General features: G+C 36.4%; 16 protein-coding genes and 1 other annotated feature. Of the genes, 10 read left to right on the top strand and 6 right to left on the bottom strand.

Annotated elements, in window-relative coordinates; translation table 11 throughout:
- The first annotated feature begins 322 nt into the window (after positions 1 to 322).
- Complete coding sequence (locus K5Q07_RS06030; RefSeq protein WP_220730154.1) at positions 323 to 1,510, top strand: aminotransferase-like domain-containing protein; 1,188 nt, start codon at positions 323 to 325, stop codon at positions 1,508 to 1,510.
- Between the two features lie 44 nt (positions 1,511 to 1,554).
- Here K5Q07_RS06030 and K5Q07_RS06025 read toward each other — a convergent pair whose 3' ends face one another.
- A complete protein-coding gene (locus tag K5Q07_RS06025) occupies positions 1,555 to 3,591 on the bottom strand; it encodes a KUP/HAK/KT family potassium transporter (protein ID WP_054606330.1) in 2,037 nt (678 codons plus the stop codon).
- 149 nt (positions 3,592 to 3,740) lie between these two features.
- On the opposite strand from K5Q07_RS06025, the gene K5Q07_RS06020 reads away from it, so the two are divergent.
- Positions 3,741 to 4,853 (top strand): SLC13 family permease, encoded by a 1,113-nt coding sequence (locus tag K5Q07_RS06020; RefSeq protein ID WP_251067647.1) that lies wholly within the window; start codon positions 3,741 to 3,743, stop codon positions 4,851 to 4,853.
- Positions 4,854 to 4,928: 75 nt separating this feature from the next.
- The gene (locus tag K5Q07_RS06015) at positions 4,929 to 5,714 is read left to right on the top strand and encodes a glucose-1-dehydrogenase (protein ID WP_054606331.1); all 786 of its coding nucleotides are present in this window, start codon (positions 4,929 to 4,931) and stop codon (positions 5,712 to 5,714) included.
- A 47-nt stretch (positions 5,715 to 5,761) separates the two neighbouring features.
- Here the strand turns inward: K5Q07_RS06015 and K5Q07_RS06010 are convergent, their stop codons facing one another.
- Positions 5,762 to 7,093 (bottom strand): MFS transporter, encoded by a 1,332-nt coding sequence (locus tag K5Q07_RS06010; RefSeq protein WP_237756854.1) that lies wholly within the window; start codon positions 7,091 to 7,093, stop codon positions 5,762 to 5,764.
- A 173-nt stretch (positions 7,094 to 7,266) separates the two neighbouring features.
- On the opposite strand from K5Q07_RS06010, the gene K5Q07_RS06005 reads away from it, so the two are divergent.
- Together K5Q07_RS06005 and K5Q07_RS06000 are read left to right on the top strand one after the other, a co-directional pair.
- Positions 7,267 to 8,157 carry a magnesium transporter CorA family protein gene (locus K5Q07_RS06005; RefSeq protein ID WP_054606333.1) on the top strand — a complete coding sequence of 297 codons (891 nt, stop codon included), beginning with the start codon at positions 7,267 to 7,269 and terminating at the stop codon, positions 8,155 to 8,157.
- A gap of 240 nt (positions 8,158 to 8,397) precedes the next feature.
- A complete protein-coding gene (locus tag K5Q07_RS06000; RefSeq protein WP_220730152.1) occupies positions 8,398 to 9,267 on the top strand; it encodes a GRP family sugar transporter in 870 nt (289 codons plus the stop codon).
- 52 nt (positions 9,268 to 9,319) lie between these two features.
- Here the strand turns inward: K5Q07_RS06000 and K5Q07_RS05995 are convergent, their stop codons facing one another.
- A complete protein-coding gene (locus K5Q07_RS05995) occupies positions 9,320 to 9,826 on the bottom strand; it encodes an HdeD family acid-resistance protein (RefSeq protein ID WP_054606335.1) in 507 nt (168 codons plus the stop codon).
- 157 nt (positions 9,827 to 9,983) lie between these two features.
- On the opposite strand from K5Q07_RS05995, the gene K5Q07_RS05990 reads away from it, so the two are divergent.
- On the top strand, positions 9,984 to 10,328 hold the full coding sequence (locus tag K5Q07_RS05990) for a hypothetical protein (RefSeq protein ID WP_220730151.1): 345 nt from the start codon (positions 9,984 to 9,986) through the stop codon (positions 10,326 to 10,328).
- Between the two features lie 23 nt (positions 10,329 to 10,351).
- Here the strand turns inward: K5Q07_RS05990 and asnS are convergent, their stop codons facing one another.
- Positions 10,352 to 11,740, bottom strand: a complete 1,389-nt coding sequence (gene asnS / locus K5Q07_RS05985; protein WP_054606337.1) for an asparagine--tRNA ligase — start codon at positions 11,738 to 11,740, stop codon at positions 10,352 to 10,354.
- 59 nt (positions 11,741 to 11,799) lie between these two features.
- Positions 11,800 to 12,008: a binding site (T-box leader), on the bottom strand.
- A gap of 159 nt (positions 12,009 to 12,167) precedes the next feature.
- On the opposite strand from asnS, the gene K5Q07_RS05980 reads away from it, so the two are divergent.
- The 4 genes from K5Q07_RS05980 to K5Q07_RS05965 all read left to right on the top strand — a co-directional run bounded on the left by K5Q07_RS05980 (position 12,168) and on the right by K5Q07_RS05965 (position 16,399).
- Complete coding sequence (locus K5Q07_RS05980; protein WP_054604646.1) at positions 12,168 to 12,560, top strand: tautomerase family protein; 393 nt, start codon at positions 12,168 to 12,170, stop codon at positions 12,558 to 12,560.
- 303 nt (positions 12,561 to 12,863) lie between these two features.
- Positions 12,864 to 13,826, top strand: a complete 963-nt coding sequence (locus K5Q07_RS05975) for an NAD(P)H-quinone oxidoreductase (RefSeq protein WP_220730150.1) — start codon at positions 12,864 to 12,866, stop codon at positions 13,824 to 13,826.
- A 184-nt stretch (positions 13,827 to 14,010) separates the two neighbouring features.
- Positions 14,011 to 15,222 (top strand): GH25 family lysozyme, encoded by a 1,212-nt coding sequence (locus tag K5Q07_RS05970; protein ID WP_220730149.1) that lies wholly within the window; start codon positions 14,011 to 14,013, stop codon positions 15,220 to 15,222.
- A 268-nt stretch (positions 15,223 to 15,490) separates the two neighbouring features.
- Positions 15,491 to 16,399 carry a hypothetical protein gene (locus tag K5Q07_RS05965; protein ID WP_220730148.1) on the top strand — a complete coding sequence of 303 codons (909 nt, stop codon included), beginning with the start codon at positions 15,491 to 15,493 and terminating at the stop codon, positions 16,397 to 16,399.
- A gap of 25 nt (positions 16,400 to 16,424) precedes the next feature.
- Here the strand turns inward: K5Q07_RS05965 and K5Q07_RS05960 are convergent, their stop codons facing one another.
- Both K5Q07_RS05960 and serC read right to left on the bottom strand, forming a co-directional pair.
- Positions 16,425 to 17,582 carry a phosphoglycerate dehydrogenase gene (locus K5Q07_RS05960; protein ID WP_220730147.1) on the bottom strand — a complete coding sequence of 386 codons (1,158 nt, stop codon included), beginning with the start codon at positions 17,580 to 17,582 and terminating at the stop codon, positions 16,425 to 16,427.
- A 5-nt stretch (positions 17,583 to 17,587) separates the two neighbouring features.
- Positions 17,588 to 18,658 carry a 3-phosphoserine/phosphohydroxythreonine transaminase gene (gene serC, locus K5Q07_RS05955; RefSeq protein ID WP_220730146.1) on the bottom strand — a complete coding sequence of 357 codons (1,071 nt, stop codon included), beginning with the start codon at positions 18,656 to 18,658 and terminating at the stop codon, positions 17,588 to 17,590.
- Positions 18,659 to 18,816 lie beyond the last annotated feature (158 nt).

Here is an 18,816-nt window from a genome sequence, read left to right as displayed (position 1 = left end):
ATTATTAGTGGAATTAGCGGATCAAATGTAATGTATGTAGTTGGATTTATTCTGGCTGGAATTATTAGTGCTTTAATGGTGAGTATGTACACAACATACATATTTACCCATAAAAAAGGAGAAAGGGCCTTATATCGCATTATTTTGCTTATAATCGAAATAATTATCCTGCTATTCTGTATTTACGTCGTTTTTGCTGGATAATTTATAATGATATTAGAAAATGATTAGAAAACTATTGAACTTTTAATATCACTGTACTATATTGTTGTTAACGCTAAATCCGACGTTAACTTTTTTATTAAGAATGGAGTGATTTTATATGGGTTTCAAGTTTTCAAGTCGTGTACCGAAGGTAGATAATGATGTGGTGGGAGAAATTTTAAAGGTAGCTGGTGATCCAGAAATCATTTCATTTGCTGGTGGGCTACCCGCACCAGAATTATTCCCGGTAAAAGAAATGCACGAAGCAGCCGATAAAGTTTTTGATAAACACGGTGAAGAAGCATTACAATATACGGCTTCAATCGGTAATCCGCATTTGCGAGAATTAATCGTTGATCGAATGCAAACCAACAAAGAAGTAACAACCACTGTGGATAATGTTTGTATTACCACTGGTTCAGAACAATCAATTGACTTAGTTGCTAAGATGATGGTCGATAAAGGCGACGTTATCTTAGTTGAAAAACCAACATATCTTTGTGCGTTAGACGTATTCAGAAGTTATGGTGCTAAGGTTGTCGGTGTTGATATGGATGAGGACGGAATGAAGATGGACGTCTTAGATGAAAAGTTAAACGAATATCCAGACGCTAAGTTCATCTACACAATTCCTAACTTTCAAAACCCAACTGGTCGTACCATGACCGCTAATCGTCGTGCTAAAATGGTTGAATTAGCTGAAGCACATGGCGTAACCATTCTAGAAGATGACCCATATGGTGAAATCAGATACTCGGGTGTTGCTGTACCACCAGTTAAACACTTTGATAAGAATGGTACTGTGGTATACATGAACACATTCTCAAAGATCTTAGCTCCAGGGATGAGATTAGGATGGATTGTGGCTGATAAGAAATTTATCGATATGTTTGTTGTTATGAAGCAATCTGCTGACTTACATTCAGATAACTTGTCTCAATTTATCGTTGCTCAATACATGGAAGACAACGATTTAGATAAACATATTAAGGCAATCTCAGACGTTTATTACGAACGTGCATCTCTTATGTTAAATGAAATTGATGAACAATTCCCAGCAGGGGTAAAACATAGTAATCCAGAAGGTGGAATGTTTATCTGGGTAGAAGTACCTGGTAACGTTAATACCATGGATTTATTTAATAACTGCGTTAAACATAATGTTGCCTTCGTTCCAGGTGAACCATTCTATCCTGACGAAGTAATTCCAGGAACATTTAGAATGAACTTCTCTAACATGAAGGAAAATCAAATTCATGAAGGTGTTCGCCGTATGGCAGTTGCCATCGATGAAATGATGAAATAAGCACACAAAAAAGGACTTACCAATTTGGTAAGTCCTTTTTTGTTTTATATGTTATGTCTTGTATGAATTGAGTGGTAAATCTTTCTTTGTACTAAATATTGATCATGTTGCATGGTAATAAATAGTGGTGAAGATTCTTCGATAACATTACTGAATTCCAAACCGTACCATGAGATAGGGGAGGCAGTGATGTTTTGGAGGAAGATACGTCCAGAGATTAATTGTCTGTCAAAGGCATTGATTTCTGAGTTCAATGCTAAATCAGAAGGACGTTCGTTGATGATAACGAACTTAAAGTCTCCGACGTTTCCTGGTTTACCATTTGAAGTATACTTTTGCTTTTGTGGATCGATAACACCTTGTTTGATTAGGTAGTTAACAATTTGGTGTAGGTAAATACTTACACTTTGTTGCTTTCTAAATCCAAGGTATAGTTGAACGTCAACAACGTTCTTAGTATCCAACAAGTCAACAGTATAGTTACTTTCATAAGGATTACTTGTTTCATTAACAGTAACGAACCAGTAAACTTTAGCTCTCTTTGGTTCCTTGTCTAAGATTGAATACATTGTACTACGCTTGATTTGGTAGTCATTTTTAATCTTAGTCATGTATACCAAGTTAGAAGTGTATAGCGGAATTGATTCGTCTTCACTCAAAGCAGATAGTTGATCCTTGTAGTGAGTAAGGGAAACATATTCGCTTTCCTTTTCGTAATGGTCACGACGCTTGTTACCGAAGTACCATAGAATCATGACGATTAGGATAGAACCCATGATGATTAGAGTAACGAAACCACCGTGGACGAACTTAATAATACTTGCAATGAAGAATGTAAATTCGATAACTGCGAAGAATGCAGCGATGAAGAAGGCTAATAGTCTTCTCATCTTACCTGATAGGTATTCGAATAGAAGAACAGTAGTCATAAGCATAGTAATTGTAATTGCTAGACCATAAGCTGATTCCATTCTTTCAGAACTACCGAATGACCAAACAACAATGAAGGTAACGATACATAGGAACCAGTTTACAGTTGAAATGTAGATTTGGCTTCTAATGTTACTTGGATGTCTAACAATCATTCGAGGCAAGAACTTAAGACCAATTGCTTCATCAACCAAAGTAAATGATCCGGTAATCAATGCTTGAGAAGCGATGATTGCTGCTAAAGCAGCAATTACGATTGCAAAACCACGTAGTGATTCTGGAAGCATTTCATAGAATGGGTTCAAGTTACTTAAGTTAGCAAATTGTGGGTTATGAGCATTGTTGATAACCCAAGCACCTTGTCCTAAGTAGTTCATGATTAGGGCAAAGTAAACAAATGGCCAAGTACCATAGATGTTCTTCTTACCAACGTGTCCCATGTCTGAATACAAAGCTTCAGCACCGGTAGTTGCCAAGAAGATACTACCTAGAATGAAGATACCAGCTTTATTAACTGGACTGAATAGAATTTCAATCGCATATACTGGGTTAAATGCACCTAGGATGGCTGGATATTTTAGTAGGTTTACAATTCCCATTACTGCAAGGAAGGTAAACCAGATAAACATCACAGGTCCAAATGAATTACCAATGATTCCAGTTCCGAATCTTTGGATAAGGAACAAAACCAAAAGTACACATGAAGTAATAATCAAGACGTTTTGTTGTGAATTACTAAATGAAATAGGACCAAAGTGTTGGCCTTTCAAACCTTCGAGAGCGGATGTTACAGAAACCGCAGGGGTTAAAGTACCATCGGCTAACAATGCTGCACCACCAATTAAAGCGGGCCATACTAGCCATTTTGCCTTTCTTCTAACTAAAGCGAAGAGGGCGAAAATCCCACCTTCACCGTTGTTATCAGCGCGCATTGTAATCAATACGTATTTAATTGTTGTAATCACCATTAATGTCCATATGATTAATGAAATTGATCCAATTATGTAAAATGGTTTGATGTTGGCCATCTTACCAGCATTACCAATAATTGAATTCATTACATATAGAGGTGAAGTACCGATATCACCATAGACAATTCCTAAGGTGATTAGCATTCCCATAATGGAAATCTTATCAAATTTAGCTTTCATGACTAAATCCTCCAAAAGTAATTATGTAAAATTCACACATTGATAAAGTACAATTTACCACTTATTTAAGCTAGTTTAAAGAAAAATCTGAAAAACATTCCTTTAAATGTTAAATTATAGGTTAGTAAAACAAATATTATTTCAGGACGGTGTGTCAAAAATTGATTCAAACAATTTATAAAAATATTATCTCAGATAAGGTATTAAGAATTGTCCTAGCAGTCTTTTTAATCCTTCTGATATTCAAACCAATGGCTATCAAAGATATTGATATCGACACCATCATGATCTTGTTTAACTTAATGTTAATCATCTCGTTGGTTAAGAGATCCAACATCCTAGCTTACATAAGTAACTCGATTATAAACCATGTTAAAACAACACGCCAAATAACTGCCTATATTACAATTACATCCTTTGTTTTATCAATGTTTGTAACCAATGATGTGGCGATTATAACGCTTGTTCCTTTATATATCATCATCGCCAAACAGCTAAGTCTCTCGATAGTTTATCCAACGGTGTTGATTACCATTGCTGCCAATCTAGGTAGTGCGTTTACTCCGATTGGAAACCCACAAAACGTCTTTTTGGTTGAGTTCTATCAAATCTCAGTCAAGACGTTCTTTGCCAATTCGTTGCTACTGTTGGTAATGGGGATTGTATCTTTATTGGTATTGATTTTATTTGGTGATAATAAACAATTGCAACAAACACCAACGGAAATGATTAATGTAAAGCCAATTCATGTACTAATGATTGCCGGATTATTCGTGTTAGTCCTGTTATCACAATTTTCACTATTTTCGATTTGGTCAGATACATTGATTACGGTGCTCGTAGTTGAACTATTTTCTCCTAAGAGTATCGCTGATGTCGACTATTCACTATTACTATCGTTTGTTTTCTTTTTTCTAATTGTAGGGATGCTAAGCCGAATTGATATGGTGGTTTCATTGATTCATCAATTCACGCAAACGGGAATTGATACCTATTTGACTGCCATTATAAGTAGTCAGTTCATCAGCAATGTGCCATCAGCCGTCTTATTGTCCAAATTTTCTGCTGATTTTACTTCTATCTATTATGGAGTATCGATTGGTGGGTTGGGGACGTTGGTTGCCTCATTAGCCAATTTATTGGCTTACAAACAAATTTCATTGAATGCACCACATTCAAGTGGTAAATTTCTTAAACAATTTACTTTTATCAATTTAATATTATTGTTAGTGTTGTCATTGTTAAAGATTATCTTAATTTAAGTCCAGAAAATTTCATTTTCATATATTTGTGTCATAATTAAAAACAAGGGATTCTTTTGGAAAGGAATGATTTTAATGTACACAGATTTAAATGGAAAGGTAGCGGTAGTTACTGGTGCCTCAAAGGGAATTGGAAAGGCCATTGCACTTCGTTTGGCACAAGAACACATGAAGTTAGTGTTCAACTATCATTCAGATCAAAACGGAGCTCAAGAAGCTGTTGACCAAATTCGCGAAAACGGAGGAGACGCTGTTGCCGTTCAAGCTGATGTTTCAAAAGAAGAAGACGTCAACAAGTTAGTTAAGACAGCTGTTGAAGAATTTGGTGATATGGATTTATTCATCAACAACGCTGGAATGGAAAAAGAAACACCAACTCACAAGTTAGCTCTTGAAGATTGGAAACGAGTAATCGATGTTAACCTAACTGGTACTTTCTTAGGTACTAAGGCCGCATTGAATTACTTCTTGGATCACAAACGTGAAGGAAACATTATTAACATGTCTTCTGTTCACCAATTAATTTCATGGCCACACTTTGCTGACTACGCTGCGTCAAAGGGTGGTAGCAAGTTATTCACTGAAACAGTTGCTAAGGAATACGCTGAACAAGGTATTCGTGTGAATGGAATTGCTCCTGGAGCAATTAACACACCAATCAATGCTAAGAAGTTCGCAGATCCAGAACTTTACGCACAAACTGCCGAACTAATACCAATGAATCGTATTGGTAAACCAGAGGAAGTAGCAGCCGCTGCAGCATGGTTGGCATCTACCGAATCATCATACGTAACTGGTGAAACCATTTACGTTGATGGTGGTATGAAACTATACCCAGAATTTAAAGATGGTCGTGGATAAAATCCCACAAAAAAAGATGGTATCGAATAGATACCATCTTTTTATTTTTATAATGCCTTACTTCCGAAATCGCGAGGTTGGATAAATACTTCGATGATTGGGTACAGCATTAGGATTCCTAAGAAGATGAATCCGTATTCGTATGCGGTATTAACACTGACAAAACTGGATAGTGCTGATACAACAACGGTAATTAATGAAACTCCCAAACCTTGTGCCATGGTTTGTAATACTGAACTTAACGTGTTAGCCGAGTTTCTTTCGTTCATTGGAATTTCAGAGAAGGTAACGGCATTGTAGCAGGTAAGTGCTAGTGAACGACCACATCCAGAAATGAAGGCTAGACCAGCAATGATAAAACCGATTGTAGTGGGTTGAATCCATGCCAATGCAGCGGTACTAATTCCAACGGTAAATAATGCTATTAATAATGAAGCTTTATATTTAATATGTCTGATAATTACGTTTGTAAATGGTTTGATACCAATGTTTCCGATGAAAACAAAAATGACATAGTAACCAGCAACTAACGCTGACCAGTGGAAGACAGTTTGTAAGTACACTGTTAATAGGTAAGGAAGCGCACCAACGGATAACCATAGGAAGGTTCCACCAGTTTGGTAGATTCTAAATGAGCTTACCTTTAATGCCTTGATATCAAACAATGGGTTAGCCACGTGTGACAAGTGATAGCCGACAACTAGAATCATTAATAGTCCAATTAGGACAAGGATGCCGGCGGTTGGCCAGTATTCTCTACCATAAGTAGCAATTTCAGCTCCAATTAGGATGAAACCAGATGAGATTGCAATTTCGATAAAACCTAGGAAATCAAACTTAGTGCGACTCTTTTGAGTGTCTTTTTCGACTAACTTAATGCCGATAATAATCGCTAGTAGTCCGATTGGCACGTTGATTAAGAAAATCCATTGCCAAGTAAGGTATTTCACGAAGAAACCACCGATGATAGGAGCAATCGCAGGAGCAATTAGTGCCGGCCATACCAAGTAGTTAGCCATTCTAAGTAGTTGGTTAGAAGGTGTTTTTTCCAACATGATTAAACGAGCGGTAGGAGTCATTAACGATCCAGCAAAACCTTGGACAAAACGACTCGCTAATAGGAATGTAAAGGTTGGTGCAAGTGCATCTCCTAATGAACTTAATACGAATAGTAGTGTTGCCAATAACCAGGCGTTTTTCTTACCAATTCGTTTAGCAATCCATCCGCTCAATGGGATGAAGATTGCCATAGTAATGAAATAAATACTTACCGTTAATGATAGCGAAGAAGTTGGCACATCTAAGCTTCTTCCGATATACGGTAAAGCGGTTGTTACGATTGTCGCATCTAAGAATTGCATGAATAGACTAGAAGCCATTAATAATGCGACCTTGATATAATTGCTGATAATAAATCAGTTCCTTTCCTATATTTATACTTAAAAAAGTATATCATAAATTTTTTTTAAGATTAATGTAATGATTTGACTGAATAAAGTGATACTGGAATAATGAAAATATATTGACGTACGTAAAGAGGGGGGCAATTTAATTGATTAAAATTCATCAACTAACTGATTCAACATGGGTTGAAATGGTCGACGCAAACACCAAAGAAGTTGTTGAAACCATCGATGAATATAAACTACCAAATATCTTAAAAGGGTATATGCTAGATGCCCATGAGCATTCACGTTTTGAATATGACCCGGTCAAAAAATATTCTGTCATGATTATGCGCGCGCTAATTAGTGGTCAAGATGAGAATGTACAAACTTCACCGGTTGTCATTGCTTTTACCAACGAATTAATTATCACTAAGAGTGATTCCAGATACCGTATCAAACAAGAAACTAGATGTAACAAGTTTGATATGGTGTTCAACATGCTACAAAGAATCAATAAGCCATACATGAACAAGCTAGATCAAATCAACGAATCAGTTGAAAATCTACAAAACAAGCGTAGTAAGAATAGCGTTAATAATCGTCATTTAAACGAAATCGCAATTCTAAAGAACGACTTGGTATACCTAAAGACTGCTACCGCTGCCAATATCATGTCAATTAATCAACTACAAAAATCTAGTGATAACTTTGAAATTCCAATTTCATTCAATCAACGTCAAGATCAACACATCGACGACGTTGCCGTTGAATATGAAGAAAGTAAATACATGTTTGATGTGTTAGATGAAATTGTTAGTCAAATCGAGGATACATACAGTAACATCATTAATAACAACCTAAACGATGTTATGAAAGTGTTGACTGTTTGGTCACTAATTCTAGCGATTCCACCAATTATCAGTGGATTCTATGGAATGAACGTTAATGTATTACCATTCGCTAACAGTAGTTGGTCATGGTTCTTCACGCTAGTGATTACCGTAGTAATTATTTACTGGATGATCTATTACCTAAAGAAACATCATGATCTATAAAGTAACGAAGCTGATTATGCATTTCATAGTTGGCTTTTTATTTGCTGTTATATAGGGGATGCTTTGAATTATTAAGAAAAGGTAAAATTGAAAAATTTCTTAATGTAAGCGCTTTACTATGCATTGGAATAAATGTATAATAAAAAATGTTAAATGTTGGAGTAAACACTTTAGTGATGCTTCATTATAAAGAAAATAGATATTATTATTAAAATTAGAGTATAAAAAGGATGTGTTAAGATGGATATCTTAATCGGAATATTACCCGCTATTTTATGGGGGGTAGGACCACTAATCGCTACCAAGATTGGTGGTAAACCTGTTGAACAAGTTTTAGGAACTGGATATGGACAATTAGCAATCGGTATTATTATCTACCTATTTACTAGACCTGCTATTTCATTCCAAGAATTCCTATGGCCATTCTTAGGTGGGGTTGCATGGGCAGTTGCTCAATACATGCAATTCAGTTCATTCACTAAGATGAATGTTTCTACTGCAATGCCTATTTCAACTGGTCTTCAGTTAATTGAAATTCCACTTTGTGGGGTTATCTTCTTCGGTGAATGGGGTTCACCATTAGCCAAGTTAATCGGGTTCTTAAGTATCGCACTATTAATTCTAGGAACTACTTGTACCAGCTATGTGGACAAGGGTGTTGTTAGAAAGAAGCTTGATTACAAGGCTGGTATGCCATTACTAATCATCGGATCATTTGGTTACACTGCATGTTCAGTGTTCCCAAGAATTACTAATGCTTCAGGATTAGTTGGACTACTACCACAAACATTTGGTATGTTCTTAGGTGCAGTTATCGTTACATTAATCTTGAACGGTAAAGATGCATTTGGTTACCTAAAATCAAAGATTACATTCAAGAGTGGAATCATTGGTCTACTAGGTGGACTAGGTACTCTAGCATACCTAACTTCATTGAAGTTAAACGGTGTTGCTAACGCATTCCCATTAACTCAAATGAACGTTGTTGTTTCAACTTTAGGTGGTCTAATTATCCTAAAAGAAAACAAGAACAAAAAAGAAATTATCTTCACAGTTATCGGTTTACTAATGATTGTGGTTGCCGCAATCTTAATCGGTCACTTAGAATAATCAAACAATAAAAAAGACCTACCATTAATTGGTAGGTCTTTTTTAAAAGGATTTAAATTGAATGAACGATCAATAAGATTCCGTTCACTAAGAAGAAAATTCCAACCAAGAAAGCAACTGATAGAGCAGATGCTACTGGAGAAATTAGTAATAAAATACCAACGATTATACCAAGGATGGCAAAGATGACATCCATAATGTAGTAACCGTTGCTGATAGTTTTAACATACTTGGCAAGTGATAATGCTGTTAGTGAGTCCAGGATGAACATGATTGCAAAGAAGATTGCAATGTATAACATACCGAATGCACCGTTGAATAGCATTAAAACACCAATTAAAATATCTAAAACACTGTTAAAGATGATCCAACCCTTTGAGTCGAAGATGTCAGTCATGTGGGTAAGCTTGAAGATACCTCTGATGATTGAGAATACTGCGACGATAAGTACGATAGTACTAAAGGCTACATCAGGTCTAGCGACTGAAATAATTCCAGCAATTACACCTAAAATACCGACAATAAATGAGAATGGATCAAATTCATTAATTCTATTCATGAATTTCACCTCTTTTAGTTGGCTTATGTTAATTATAATTCAAACTAATATTGTAAAATCATTTTGTCGTGTAATTTAAAAAAAATTTAACGTTTATATTGAAAAGTTAAATTGTTTTAAACTATTATGGATTATCGGTATAATATTTTTAATATCAATGATTGAAGGAGAAGTAATGGGTAGAGTAATTACTGTTTTGGAACGTCATAAAAATCTCATCAAGGTGAAGTTTAGAGGAGAGTTTGGTTACTTTTTCCCAGATACGAACTTGGTGAATAAATCAGCCAATGTGGAAAACTTTATTGATGCTGAAAAGACTCTCGCAGATTATCTAAAAGAAGATAATGATCAATTAATCATGGTGCCACGTGGCTTTGACGTCGACGATTTATTATTTGTCGTTCAAGCGATTTCAAAAAAAGAAATCAAAGCGGGTAATGAAGGCGACTTAGGTATCTTTGAAATTAATTCCGACGGTGAAATAAAAAGACAGGCAGAATAATCTGCCTGTCTTTTTAAATCTTATTAGAATTTAGCACTACCTGGTTCACGTGGGAATGGGATAACATCTCTGATGTTTTCCATACCAGTAACGTACATAACTAGACGTTCGAAACCAATACCGAAACCGGAATGCTTGATTTCACCATACTTACGTAGGTCTTCATACCAGTCGTATTCTTCTGGGTTTAAGTCAAATTCTTTGATTTTATCGTTTAAGACGTCGTAACGTTCTTCACGTTCACTACCACCAACGATTTCACCGATACCTGGTACTAGACAGTCAGCAGCGGCAACAGTCTTACCATCGTCGTTATCACGCATGTAGAAAGCCTTGATATCTCTTGGATAATCAGTTAAGAAAGTAGGGCGTTTGTAGACATCTTCACACAAGTATCTTTCGTGTTCAGATTGTAAATCAATTCCCCATTCAACTGGAACCTTGAAGTCTACATCTGCATCTTGAAGTAACTTAACAGCGTCAGTGTAAGTAACACGAGCAAAGTCTTCACTAGCAGTCTTTTGTAGTTTTTCGATTAGACCTGGCTTAACGTTTTCATCCAAGAATTCTAATTCATCCTTAGCATGATCTAAAACATAGTTGATAACGTATTTTAGTAAACCTTCAGCGACATCCATCATACCTGGTAGGCGAGTGTATGCCATATCTGGTTCAATCATCCAGAATTCTGAGGCGTGGCGAGGAGTGTGTGAGTTTTCAGCTCTGAAAGTAGGACCAAAAGTGTACACATTCTTGAATGCCATAGTGAATGCTTCTTCAGGAAGTTGACCACTAACAGTTAGGTTAGTTTCAGTCTTGAAGAAGTCCTTTGAGTTGTCTACGTGACCTTGGTCATCCTTTGGAAGGTTATCCATGTCCATAGTTGTAACTCTAAACATTTCACCGGCACCTTCAGTATCACTACTTGTGATGATTGGGGTGTTAACGTAAACGAAGTCGTTGTGTTGTAAGTATTCATGAACCGCAAATGCAGCTAATGAACGAATTCTAAATACTGAGTAGAAAGTATTTGTACGTGGACGCAAGTGAGCGATAGTACGTAGAAATTCGTAAGAAGTCTTCTTCTTTTGTAGAGGATAGTCAGAGTCTGAACGACCAACTAGTTCTACTTTTTCTCCATGAACTTCAAAAGGTTGAGGAGCATCTGGAGTCTTCACAAATGCTCCTTCAACAGTGATAGTTGAAGCGATTGGAAGCTTGCTGATTTGTTCAAAGTTTTCGTTACTCTTTTTAACGATAATTTGAGCACTCTTGAAGCAAGAACCATCGTTTAGTTCGATAAAACTAATGTTTTTTGAACCACGAATAGTCTTAATTGAACCTTCAAGAGAAACTGTTGTGTTATCTTCTAGATCTTTAGTGTATAGATCTTTAACACTAAGTTGTGTCATGTGATTCACGCCTTTCCGTAAACTATAAATAGCGGTAAATAAAAAACTTCCGCCCCAAAAATTAGGACGAAAGTTCCGCGGTACCACCTAAAGTGCCTATAAATAGGCCACTCAATCAAATAACGCTTTGATGTGCGTTCGTCTCTATTAAAGATTCAAAACGAAAACAAATAGGTGTTATTCATTGATGAAAGTATTATTAAGCTCCCACTATCCTTAACTCGCTGATAAGATTCATCAACTACTCATCCGTATTTATAGTTCTATCATATTAACTATTTTTCACATTTAAATATTACCACTATTTTGACGTTAATTACAATATAAATGTAGGGCGATTATAAAAAAGCGTATTAATTGCATTAGATATGTACATATTGGATAATGGTTTCATTAAATAACTTATTTTATGTAAGGAGAACGCAAAATGCCAAAGATGAATATTGATGTAATCAAGGGCCACGACCGTGATTACTTAAAGCAACTAATGGATATTTCTTACCATGTAATGTTAGATTGTTTCGGTGCTCCGGATGGAGATAGATACCAAATCCTAACTCAACACGAAGACTTTGAAATGAATATTTTAGATACCGGACTAGGTTTTGATCGTACTAACGACGTTGTCGTATTTAGTCTTACTACCAGACCAAGAACCAAGGAACAAAAGTTAAAATTTTACCACGATTTAGCTGAACAATTAGAAGACAAGCTAGGCATCAAAAAGACCGACTTAATGATTAACCTAACTACCAATACCGATGAAGACTGGAGCTTCGGTAATGGAGTCGCTCAATTTATCGATGGGCCATTAAAATAAAAAAGTGCGGTTATTGAGCCGCACTTTTTATGTAGAGTTAGTTTGTAAGTTAAGATAACAAGCTGAGTTGAAAAGGTGTATCAATTTATCAGCTTCAACTCGATGATAGCACGATGTTTTAGCATCGTTAACTAAAAGTTTAGTAACAAAATATAAGATATACCGGCAGAAGTATTAAATGAAATAAAAATAATTTAATCACTGGGTTAAAAGTAACTAATATATTTTTTTAGAAACTAGTAAATACACTGATTAGCAGCTGTGGTTATCTTAAACGAAAATAAAAGTGAGAGGTTTATATCTATGAAAGTGGTTAATATTGCCAGTTCAAAAAAATCGAATGCATTGGTTAATGCACCGATGCCAAAGCTAAAAGATGGGGATGCTTTAGTCAAAATCCATAATGTTGGTGTCAATCACGTTGATTTATTGTGGGCAGATCAAAAAGTAAAATCAGACGATACAGTTTTAGGTTTGGAAATGGCCGGAGAAGTTATCGATGGAAACGATACTAAATATAATGTAGGAACACGTGTCATGGGATTGATAGATGATGGTGGTTATGCCGAATATATCGCCGTTTCAGCTGATCGATTAATGCCAATCCCAGACAACGTCGATTATAAGCATGCTGCCACGATTCCAGAGAGTTTTTTAACTGCTTATCAGACCTTATTTACCATTGGAAAACTACAAGATAATCAAACTGTGTTGATTCATGCTGGAGCCAGTGGAGTGGGGACAGCAGCAATTCAATTGGTTAAAAAACTGACCAAAGCCACTGTTATCACAACATCAAGCACTAAGAAGACCAAGATTTGTTTGGATTATGGTGCCGATTATGCAATTGATTATCGAAAGTCTGACTTTGCAGAAGAAGTGAAACGTATTACGGATGACCACGGTGCAGACCTAATTTTGGACTTCATCGGTGCCAGTTATTATCAACAAAATATCCAATCCGTTGCAATGGATGGGCAAATCATCCTAATCGGTAATCTTGGCGGAAGTGAGATTAAAGAAGTTAATATCATGGATATTATTGGGAAACGAATCTCTGTTACAGGGACATTACTTTCACCTAGAAGTAATGAATACAAGGCTGCACTAATCAGTGATTTCAGTAATGATGTTTATGACCTGTTAGCCGATAATAAGATTAGATTACATGTCAGCAATGAGTTTGACTTATCGCAGTCAAAACAAGCATTAGCATGCATGCGTGAAAAGCAAAATACCGGTAAAATTGTTTTAAATGTTAACTAGCAAGGACGCCAATTTAGGCGTCTTTTTTAGTTTATAAATTTGTCAATATTAAAAATTTTACAATTTGTAACCAAATATTTAATAATTTGTAAATAAATTGGGAAAAACTGTAACCTTTGTATAGCATTCCTGCAATATTTAGATAGTACAATGGTATTAATCATAATTGTTAAAGGATGAGAATATGTATAAGTTAAAGTATTTATTGATGAGTTTTGGGGTCGCGTTGATCGGGGTATTATGCATTTCATTCACTTCGGTGAAGAGTAATGCCGTATCCAATAACGTTTACGATTTATCCGAATGGCAAGGTAATTTTACCGATAGCCAAGTGAAGACTTTGAAAAACGAAGTGCCTTTCGTTATTCTTCGTGTTCAATTCGGTAGTGCTTACCATGATAAGACCTTTGCCCATAACGTTGCTTTGATGAAGAAGTATGGTGTGCCATACGGTGTATATTCTTTTAGTCAATATACCAGTCCTTCAGATGCAGCTAGTGAAGCAAAGACTTTATACAGTCGTGCTCCAGAAGCTAGATTCTATGTTAACGATTATGAACAACAAACTGTTAAGTCAGGTGGAACTAATGCCGCTACCAAAGCATGGGTTAATGCCTTGAGACCACTAGTTGGTAACAGAAAGATTCTTTTCTACTCATACCAAAGCTTCATGGTTTCCCATGCCGCCGATGCCGTTAGTTCATATGATGGTTACTGGTTAGCAGCTTACCAAACAAATGAACCACAAAGAGAACATGTATTATGGCAATACACAGATCATTTCTATTCTCCAGCATTGAACCAATACGTCGATGCTAGTGTATTAACACAAAAGAATAGTTCTTGGTTTATTGATGCTACAAATAACAGCAACAATAATAATAACAACAAACCAAGTAAGCCAAAATCCAATGTGACATACACAAAGGAAAACAAGACATTGACTGTTAAGACAGCTGTAAAATACAACTTCTACAACCATGTTCCTGGAAATAATTACTTTAGTGAACTTCACAGAACTCACTATGGTCGTACATTCCATGGTAAGAATGTAACGGTTGATTTAAAGGCGACTGTAAGTGGTCGTACTTACTACCGTGCATACGAAAATGGTAAGTTATTAGGTTGGATCAACCAAAATGGATTGGGTCCACACATTAGTTATTCAAAAGTTAACATGCACAAAAAAGTTAAACTAAATAGTAACTACAGATTCTACAACCATGTAACACAAAGTCACTTTGCTGATTTCAAGACCATGGGAACAGCTAGTGAATACGCTGGTAAGACTGTCCACATTACTGGTCGTGCAATTAAAGATGGTTGGAAGACTTATTACTACAAATGTTATTACGAAGGTAAGTTCATTGGTTGGATTTACCAACGTGGAATTTAATAAAGAGAAAGACATCGCCATAGGCGGTGTTTTTTTTACACAAAAATCATAAAAAACTTTAAACTCCTCCATTAGAAAAATGTATAAAAATAATAGTAACTATTATTAAAATGTTATTTATACTAAGGTTATTGTAATGATAGTTCAAAAATACGTAATTTCATTAATATAAAATTAACCCACTTATACCTTTCTTAATTTTATAAAACATTATATAATCTTTTTTGTTATCTTAAGAAAAAATTAACAATTAACAAGAGAGGTAAAAATGAAAGTGCTGCTGAAGAAAATTTTAAAAACCACATTGGTCGCAGGAATCGTTTCAACCGGTTTGATGATGGCCAGTACACAGCATGCTAAAGCTGAAACTAATTTATCTGGTAATACACAAGTTAGTTTGAAAAAAGATGCCAGCTTATACGACACACAAAAAATTAAAAAGATTAAAACTAAATCCGCTAAAAAATACTTCGGGAAAGATGCACTATTTGAAAAGAAATCCGCTAAGGTGAAGAAGACTACATACAAATTAGTCGAAAGCAAGAATGGTAAGAAATCGGGTTGGGTAAAATCAGCTGATTTATATGTGGTAAAGAGAAAGATTACTAACAAATCATCACACCAACTTTCACCGCGTATTAATGATTCAGTCAAATTAGACAATCGAGAATTAACTCAATTAACTGATGCTCAAATTAAGAGCAGAATCAGAACTAAGTTTGTTAACTTCGTGCAAAGTCGAAGAAGGAAAACTAGCAATGGTAAATGGATTTTAAGTCGTGGCTTAGACAAGGTGGCTCAAGAACGTGCCAACTACGTTGATCCAACAATGGGGGAAGCATCTCATTACATAACCAGAAATGGTAAGCGTCATCTTCAAGAAGCAGCCATTTTAGATGGTCAAAGAATGGGAATTGTTAAGAACCAAAACGATATATACGAATCAAACGGTTACGCCACATTGGATAAGAATTACTATCGCATTTCAGATTACGTTAACTACTTTAACGAAATGATTACTAATGATGGTGCTTCTGGTGATGGTCACAAGACTCAATTACTAGGTAATGAAGCAAATGGGTTAAGATACTACGGAATCGGACTAAGAGTGATTAGAACCAAAATTACTGTGCAAGTAAACATCGTTATCCTATCAGCCGATACTAACTACAAATAAAAAGGAAGCCTTAAAGGCTTCCTTTTTATTTGCGCTTGATAACACGAACGCGAATAACTTCGTTGATTGCTCGTAAATCGTTTAATAATTGCTCAGTTGGTTCGTCACAGAAGTCTACCATAGTGTAGGCCGTTTCTCCTTTAGCACCATTACTCATTTGGTTGATGTTAAAGTTGTTTTCGGCCGCCTTAGTGGCAATTTGACCAACCATGTTAGGAATATTCTTATGAATTAAGGTAATTCGGTATGGTGAGTGCATTGAAACGTTCATGTTTGGTAGATTCAATGATTGTGATAGGTTACCAGTTTCTAAGTAGCGTTGGATAATTTTAGCCCCTCTAACTGCTCCGTTGCCCTCGGCTTCGACAGTTGATCCACCGATGTGCGGGGTGATAACGACATCTTCACGGTTAATTAAGACATCGTCACCAAAGTCGGTGATATATGATGCAACTTTGCCGGCGTCTAAAGCATCAACAACAGCTTGGTTGTTAACGATACCTAGACGAGCATAGTTTAGAATGCTTACGCCTGACTTCATTTTTTTAATAGCTTTCTCATCGATTAGGTCGGTTGTTTCTTCGTTCTTTGGCACGTGGACAGTGACGATATCGGCATCCTTAATGGCATCTTCTAGGGTGTTGGCGCGAGTGATATCACTTTCGATTCGCCAGGCAGCGTTTGCTGATAGGTAGGGGTCATATCCGACAACGTCCATGCCTAAGTCGTTGGCGGCATTGGCCACTAGTGAACCGACATGGCCTAAACCAATTACAGCTAGCGTCTTATCCCTGATTTCAGTTCCCTTGAAGCGAGGATCAATTTTCTTCATCTTTGAGATGTCAGCGTGTAAGTTGTTAGCTGAGAAATTAGCCAAGGGGAAAAGGTGACGAACAGATGCGATAATCATTGATAATACAACTTCCTTGACCGCATTAGCGTTACTTCCGGGAGTGTTGAATGCGGCGATGCCTAATTCTGATAATCTATCGATAGGTAGGTTATTAAAACCAGCACCGGCTCTAACAATTACCTTTAGTTTTTCTGGAAAGTCAGCATCTAACATGTTTGCTGATCTGATTAGGTAAGCGTCTGGATTGTCGCTTTGGTTGATCTGGTATTTATCACTGAATTTGTCTAAACCATCCTGTGAAATGGCATTAAAAGTTTTAACTTTATACATAATTATTACCCCCGAGTTTGTTCGAATTTAGTTAGGACATCAATTAGTTTTTCAACACCTTCAACAGGCATTGCGTTGTATAGACTGGCACGAAGTCCACCGATGCTTCTATGACCTTTTAGACTGACTAAGTCGTGGTTGGCCGCAAAGTCGACGAATTGTGCATCTAATTCATCGTCGTTGGTAGTAAAGACGATGTTGGTGTATGAGCGTTCTTCTTTTTTAACGTTGTTATGGAATAGTTTTGATTGATCAAGGTAGTCATATAACATACTGCTCTTTTGAATATCTCTTTTTTCCATTTCGGCAATCCCACCGTTGTCCAATAACCATTGAGTGGTTAGCTTAGCTGCGTAGATTGGAAATACCGGTGGGGTGTTGAACATGGAATTTTTCTTGGCGTATGCTTCGTAATTTAGAATGGTCGGAATATGTTTAGCTGGATTGATTAAATCGTCTCTAACGATAACGATAGTTAGACCAGCCGGAGCCAAGTTCTTTTGCGCACCCGCAAAGATAAGACCAAAGTCGTTAACATCATATTGTTCAGCCATGAAGTTGGATGACATGTCACCAACTAAGGGAATGTCTTTGACGTTTGGTAAATGATTGGGGTGGTATGTAGAGCCTTCAATCGTGTTGTTGATGGTTACATGCAAATAGTCATAAATTTTTTCGTTAAAATTATTATCTGGGTAGGGAAGCTGTCCATCATATTTGATGACGTCGATGCCATATCCTAGTTGTTCTGCTTCCTGATAGGCTTTCTGATTCCAATGTCCACTATCTAGAAAGGCAATGTTTTCACTGTGGTTAGCTAAATTTAAGGGAACGGCCGCAAACTGTCCGGTTCCACCGCCTTGGCAAAAAAGAATATGATAGTTATCAGGGATATTCATTAACTCCTTGATGTTTTGCTTGGCGTCATTTAATACATTTTCAAACAGGGTGCTGCGGTGTGAAATTTCCAAAATACTCATGCCACTATCGTTAAACGAAGGCATCTCACGTTGAATCTGATCAATAACTGGTTTCGGCATTACTGCTGGACCAGCTGAAAAATTATATACAGTCACAATTCTCACTCCCAAAAATAGATTAAACGAATAAAAAAAGCCCCACAGAGACAGTTCTGTGGGGCCACTAGTTCAAGTGTATTGTCTTTTAGACCCCACAAAAAGTTAACCATCTATGCAGGGCACAAGATTCGTATAAATAGGCCTACATAAATGGA

This window comes from Apilactobacillus zhangqiuensis, from assembly GCF_019656215.1.
Taxonomy (GTDB): domain Bacteria; phylum Bacillota; class Bacilli; order Lactobacillales; family Lactobacillaceae; genus Apilactobacillus; species Apilactobacillus zhangqiuensis.
Note: the sequence above shows the minus strand (reverse complement) of the source record. Positions and strands in the feature narration are given on the sequence as shown.

What these genes read in the sequence shown, in the direction of transcription:
- K5Q07_RS06030 (WP_220730154.1), top strand. Translation starts at nt 323, where the DNA reads ATGGGTTTCAAGTTTTCAAGTCGTGTACCGAAGGTAGATAATGATGTG.
- K5Q07_RS06025 (WP_054606330.1), bottom strand. Translation starts at nt 3,591, where the DNA reads ATGAAAGCTAAATTTGATAAGATTTCCATTATGGGAATGCTAATCACC.
- K5Q07_RS06015 (WP_054606331.1), top strand. Translation starts at nt 4,929, where the DNA reads ATGTACACAGATTTAAATGGAAAGGTAGCGGTAGTTACTGGTGCCTCA.
- K5Q07_RS06010 (WP_237756854.1), bottom strand. Translation starts at nt 7,093, where the DNA reads ATGGCTTCTAGTCTATTCATGCAATTCTTAGATGCGACAATCGTAACA.
- K5Q07_RS06000 (WP_220730152.1), top strand. Translation starts at nt 8,398, where the DNA reads ATGGATATCTTAATCGGAATATTACCCGCTATTTTATGGGGGGTAGGA.
- K5Q07_RS05995 (WP_054606335.1), bottom strand. Translation starts at nt 9,826, where the DNA reads ATGAATAGAATTAATGAATTTGATCCATTCTCATTTATTGTCGGTATT.
- K5Q07_RS05990 (WP_220730151.1), top strand. Translation starts at nt 9,984, where the DNA reads ATGATTGAAGGAGAAGTAATGGGTAGAGTAATTACTGTTTTGGAACGT.
- asnS (WP_054606337.1), bottom strand. Translation starts at nt 11,740, where the DNA reads ATGACACAACTTAGTGTTAAAGATCTATACACTAAAGATCTAGAAGAT.
- K5Q07_RS05980 (WP_054604646.1), top strand. Translation starts at nt 12,168, where the DNA reads ATGCCAAAGATGAATATTGATGTAATCAAGGGCCACGACCGTGATTAC.
- K5Q07_RS05975 (WP_220730150.1), top strand. Translation starts at nt 12,864, where the DNA reads ATGAAAGTGGTTAATATTGCCAGTTCAAAAAAATCGAATGCATTGGTT.
- K5Q07_RS05970 (WP_220730149.1), top strand. Translation starts at nt 14,011, where the DNA reads ATGTATAAGTTAAAGTATTTATTGATGAGTTTTGGGGTCGCGTTGATC.
- K5Q07_RS05965 (WP_220730148.1), top strand. Translation starts at nt 15,491, where the DNA reads ATGAAAGTGCTGCTGAAGAAAATTTTAAAAACCACATTGGTCGCAGGA.
- K5Q07_RS05960 (WP_220730147.1), bottom strand. Translation starts at nt 17,582, where the DNA reads ATGTATAAAGTTAAAACTTTTAATGCCATTTCACAGGATGGTTTAGAC.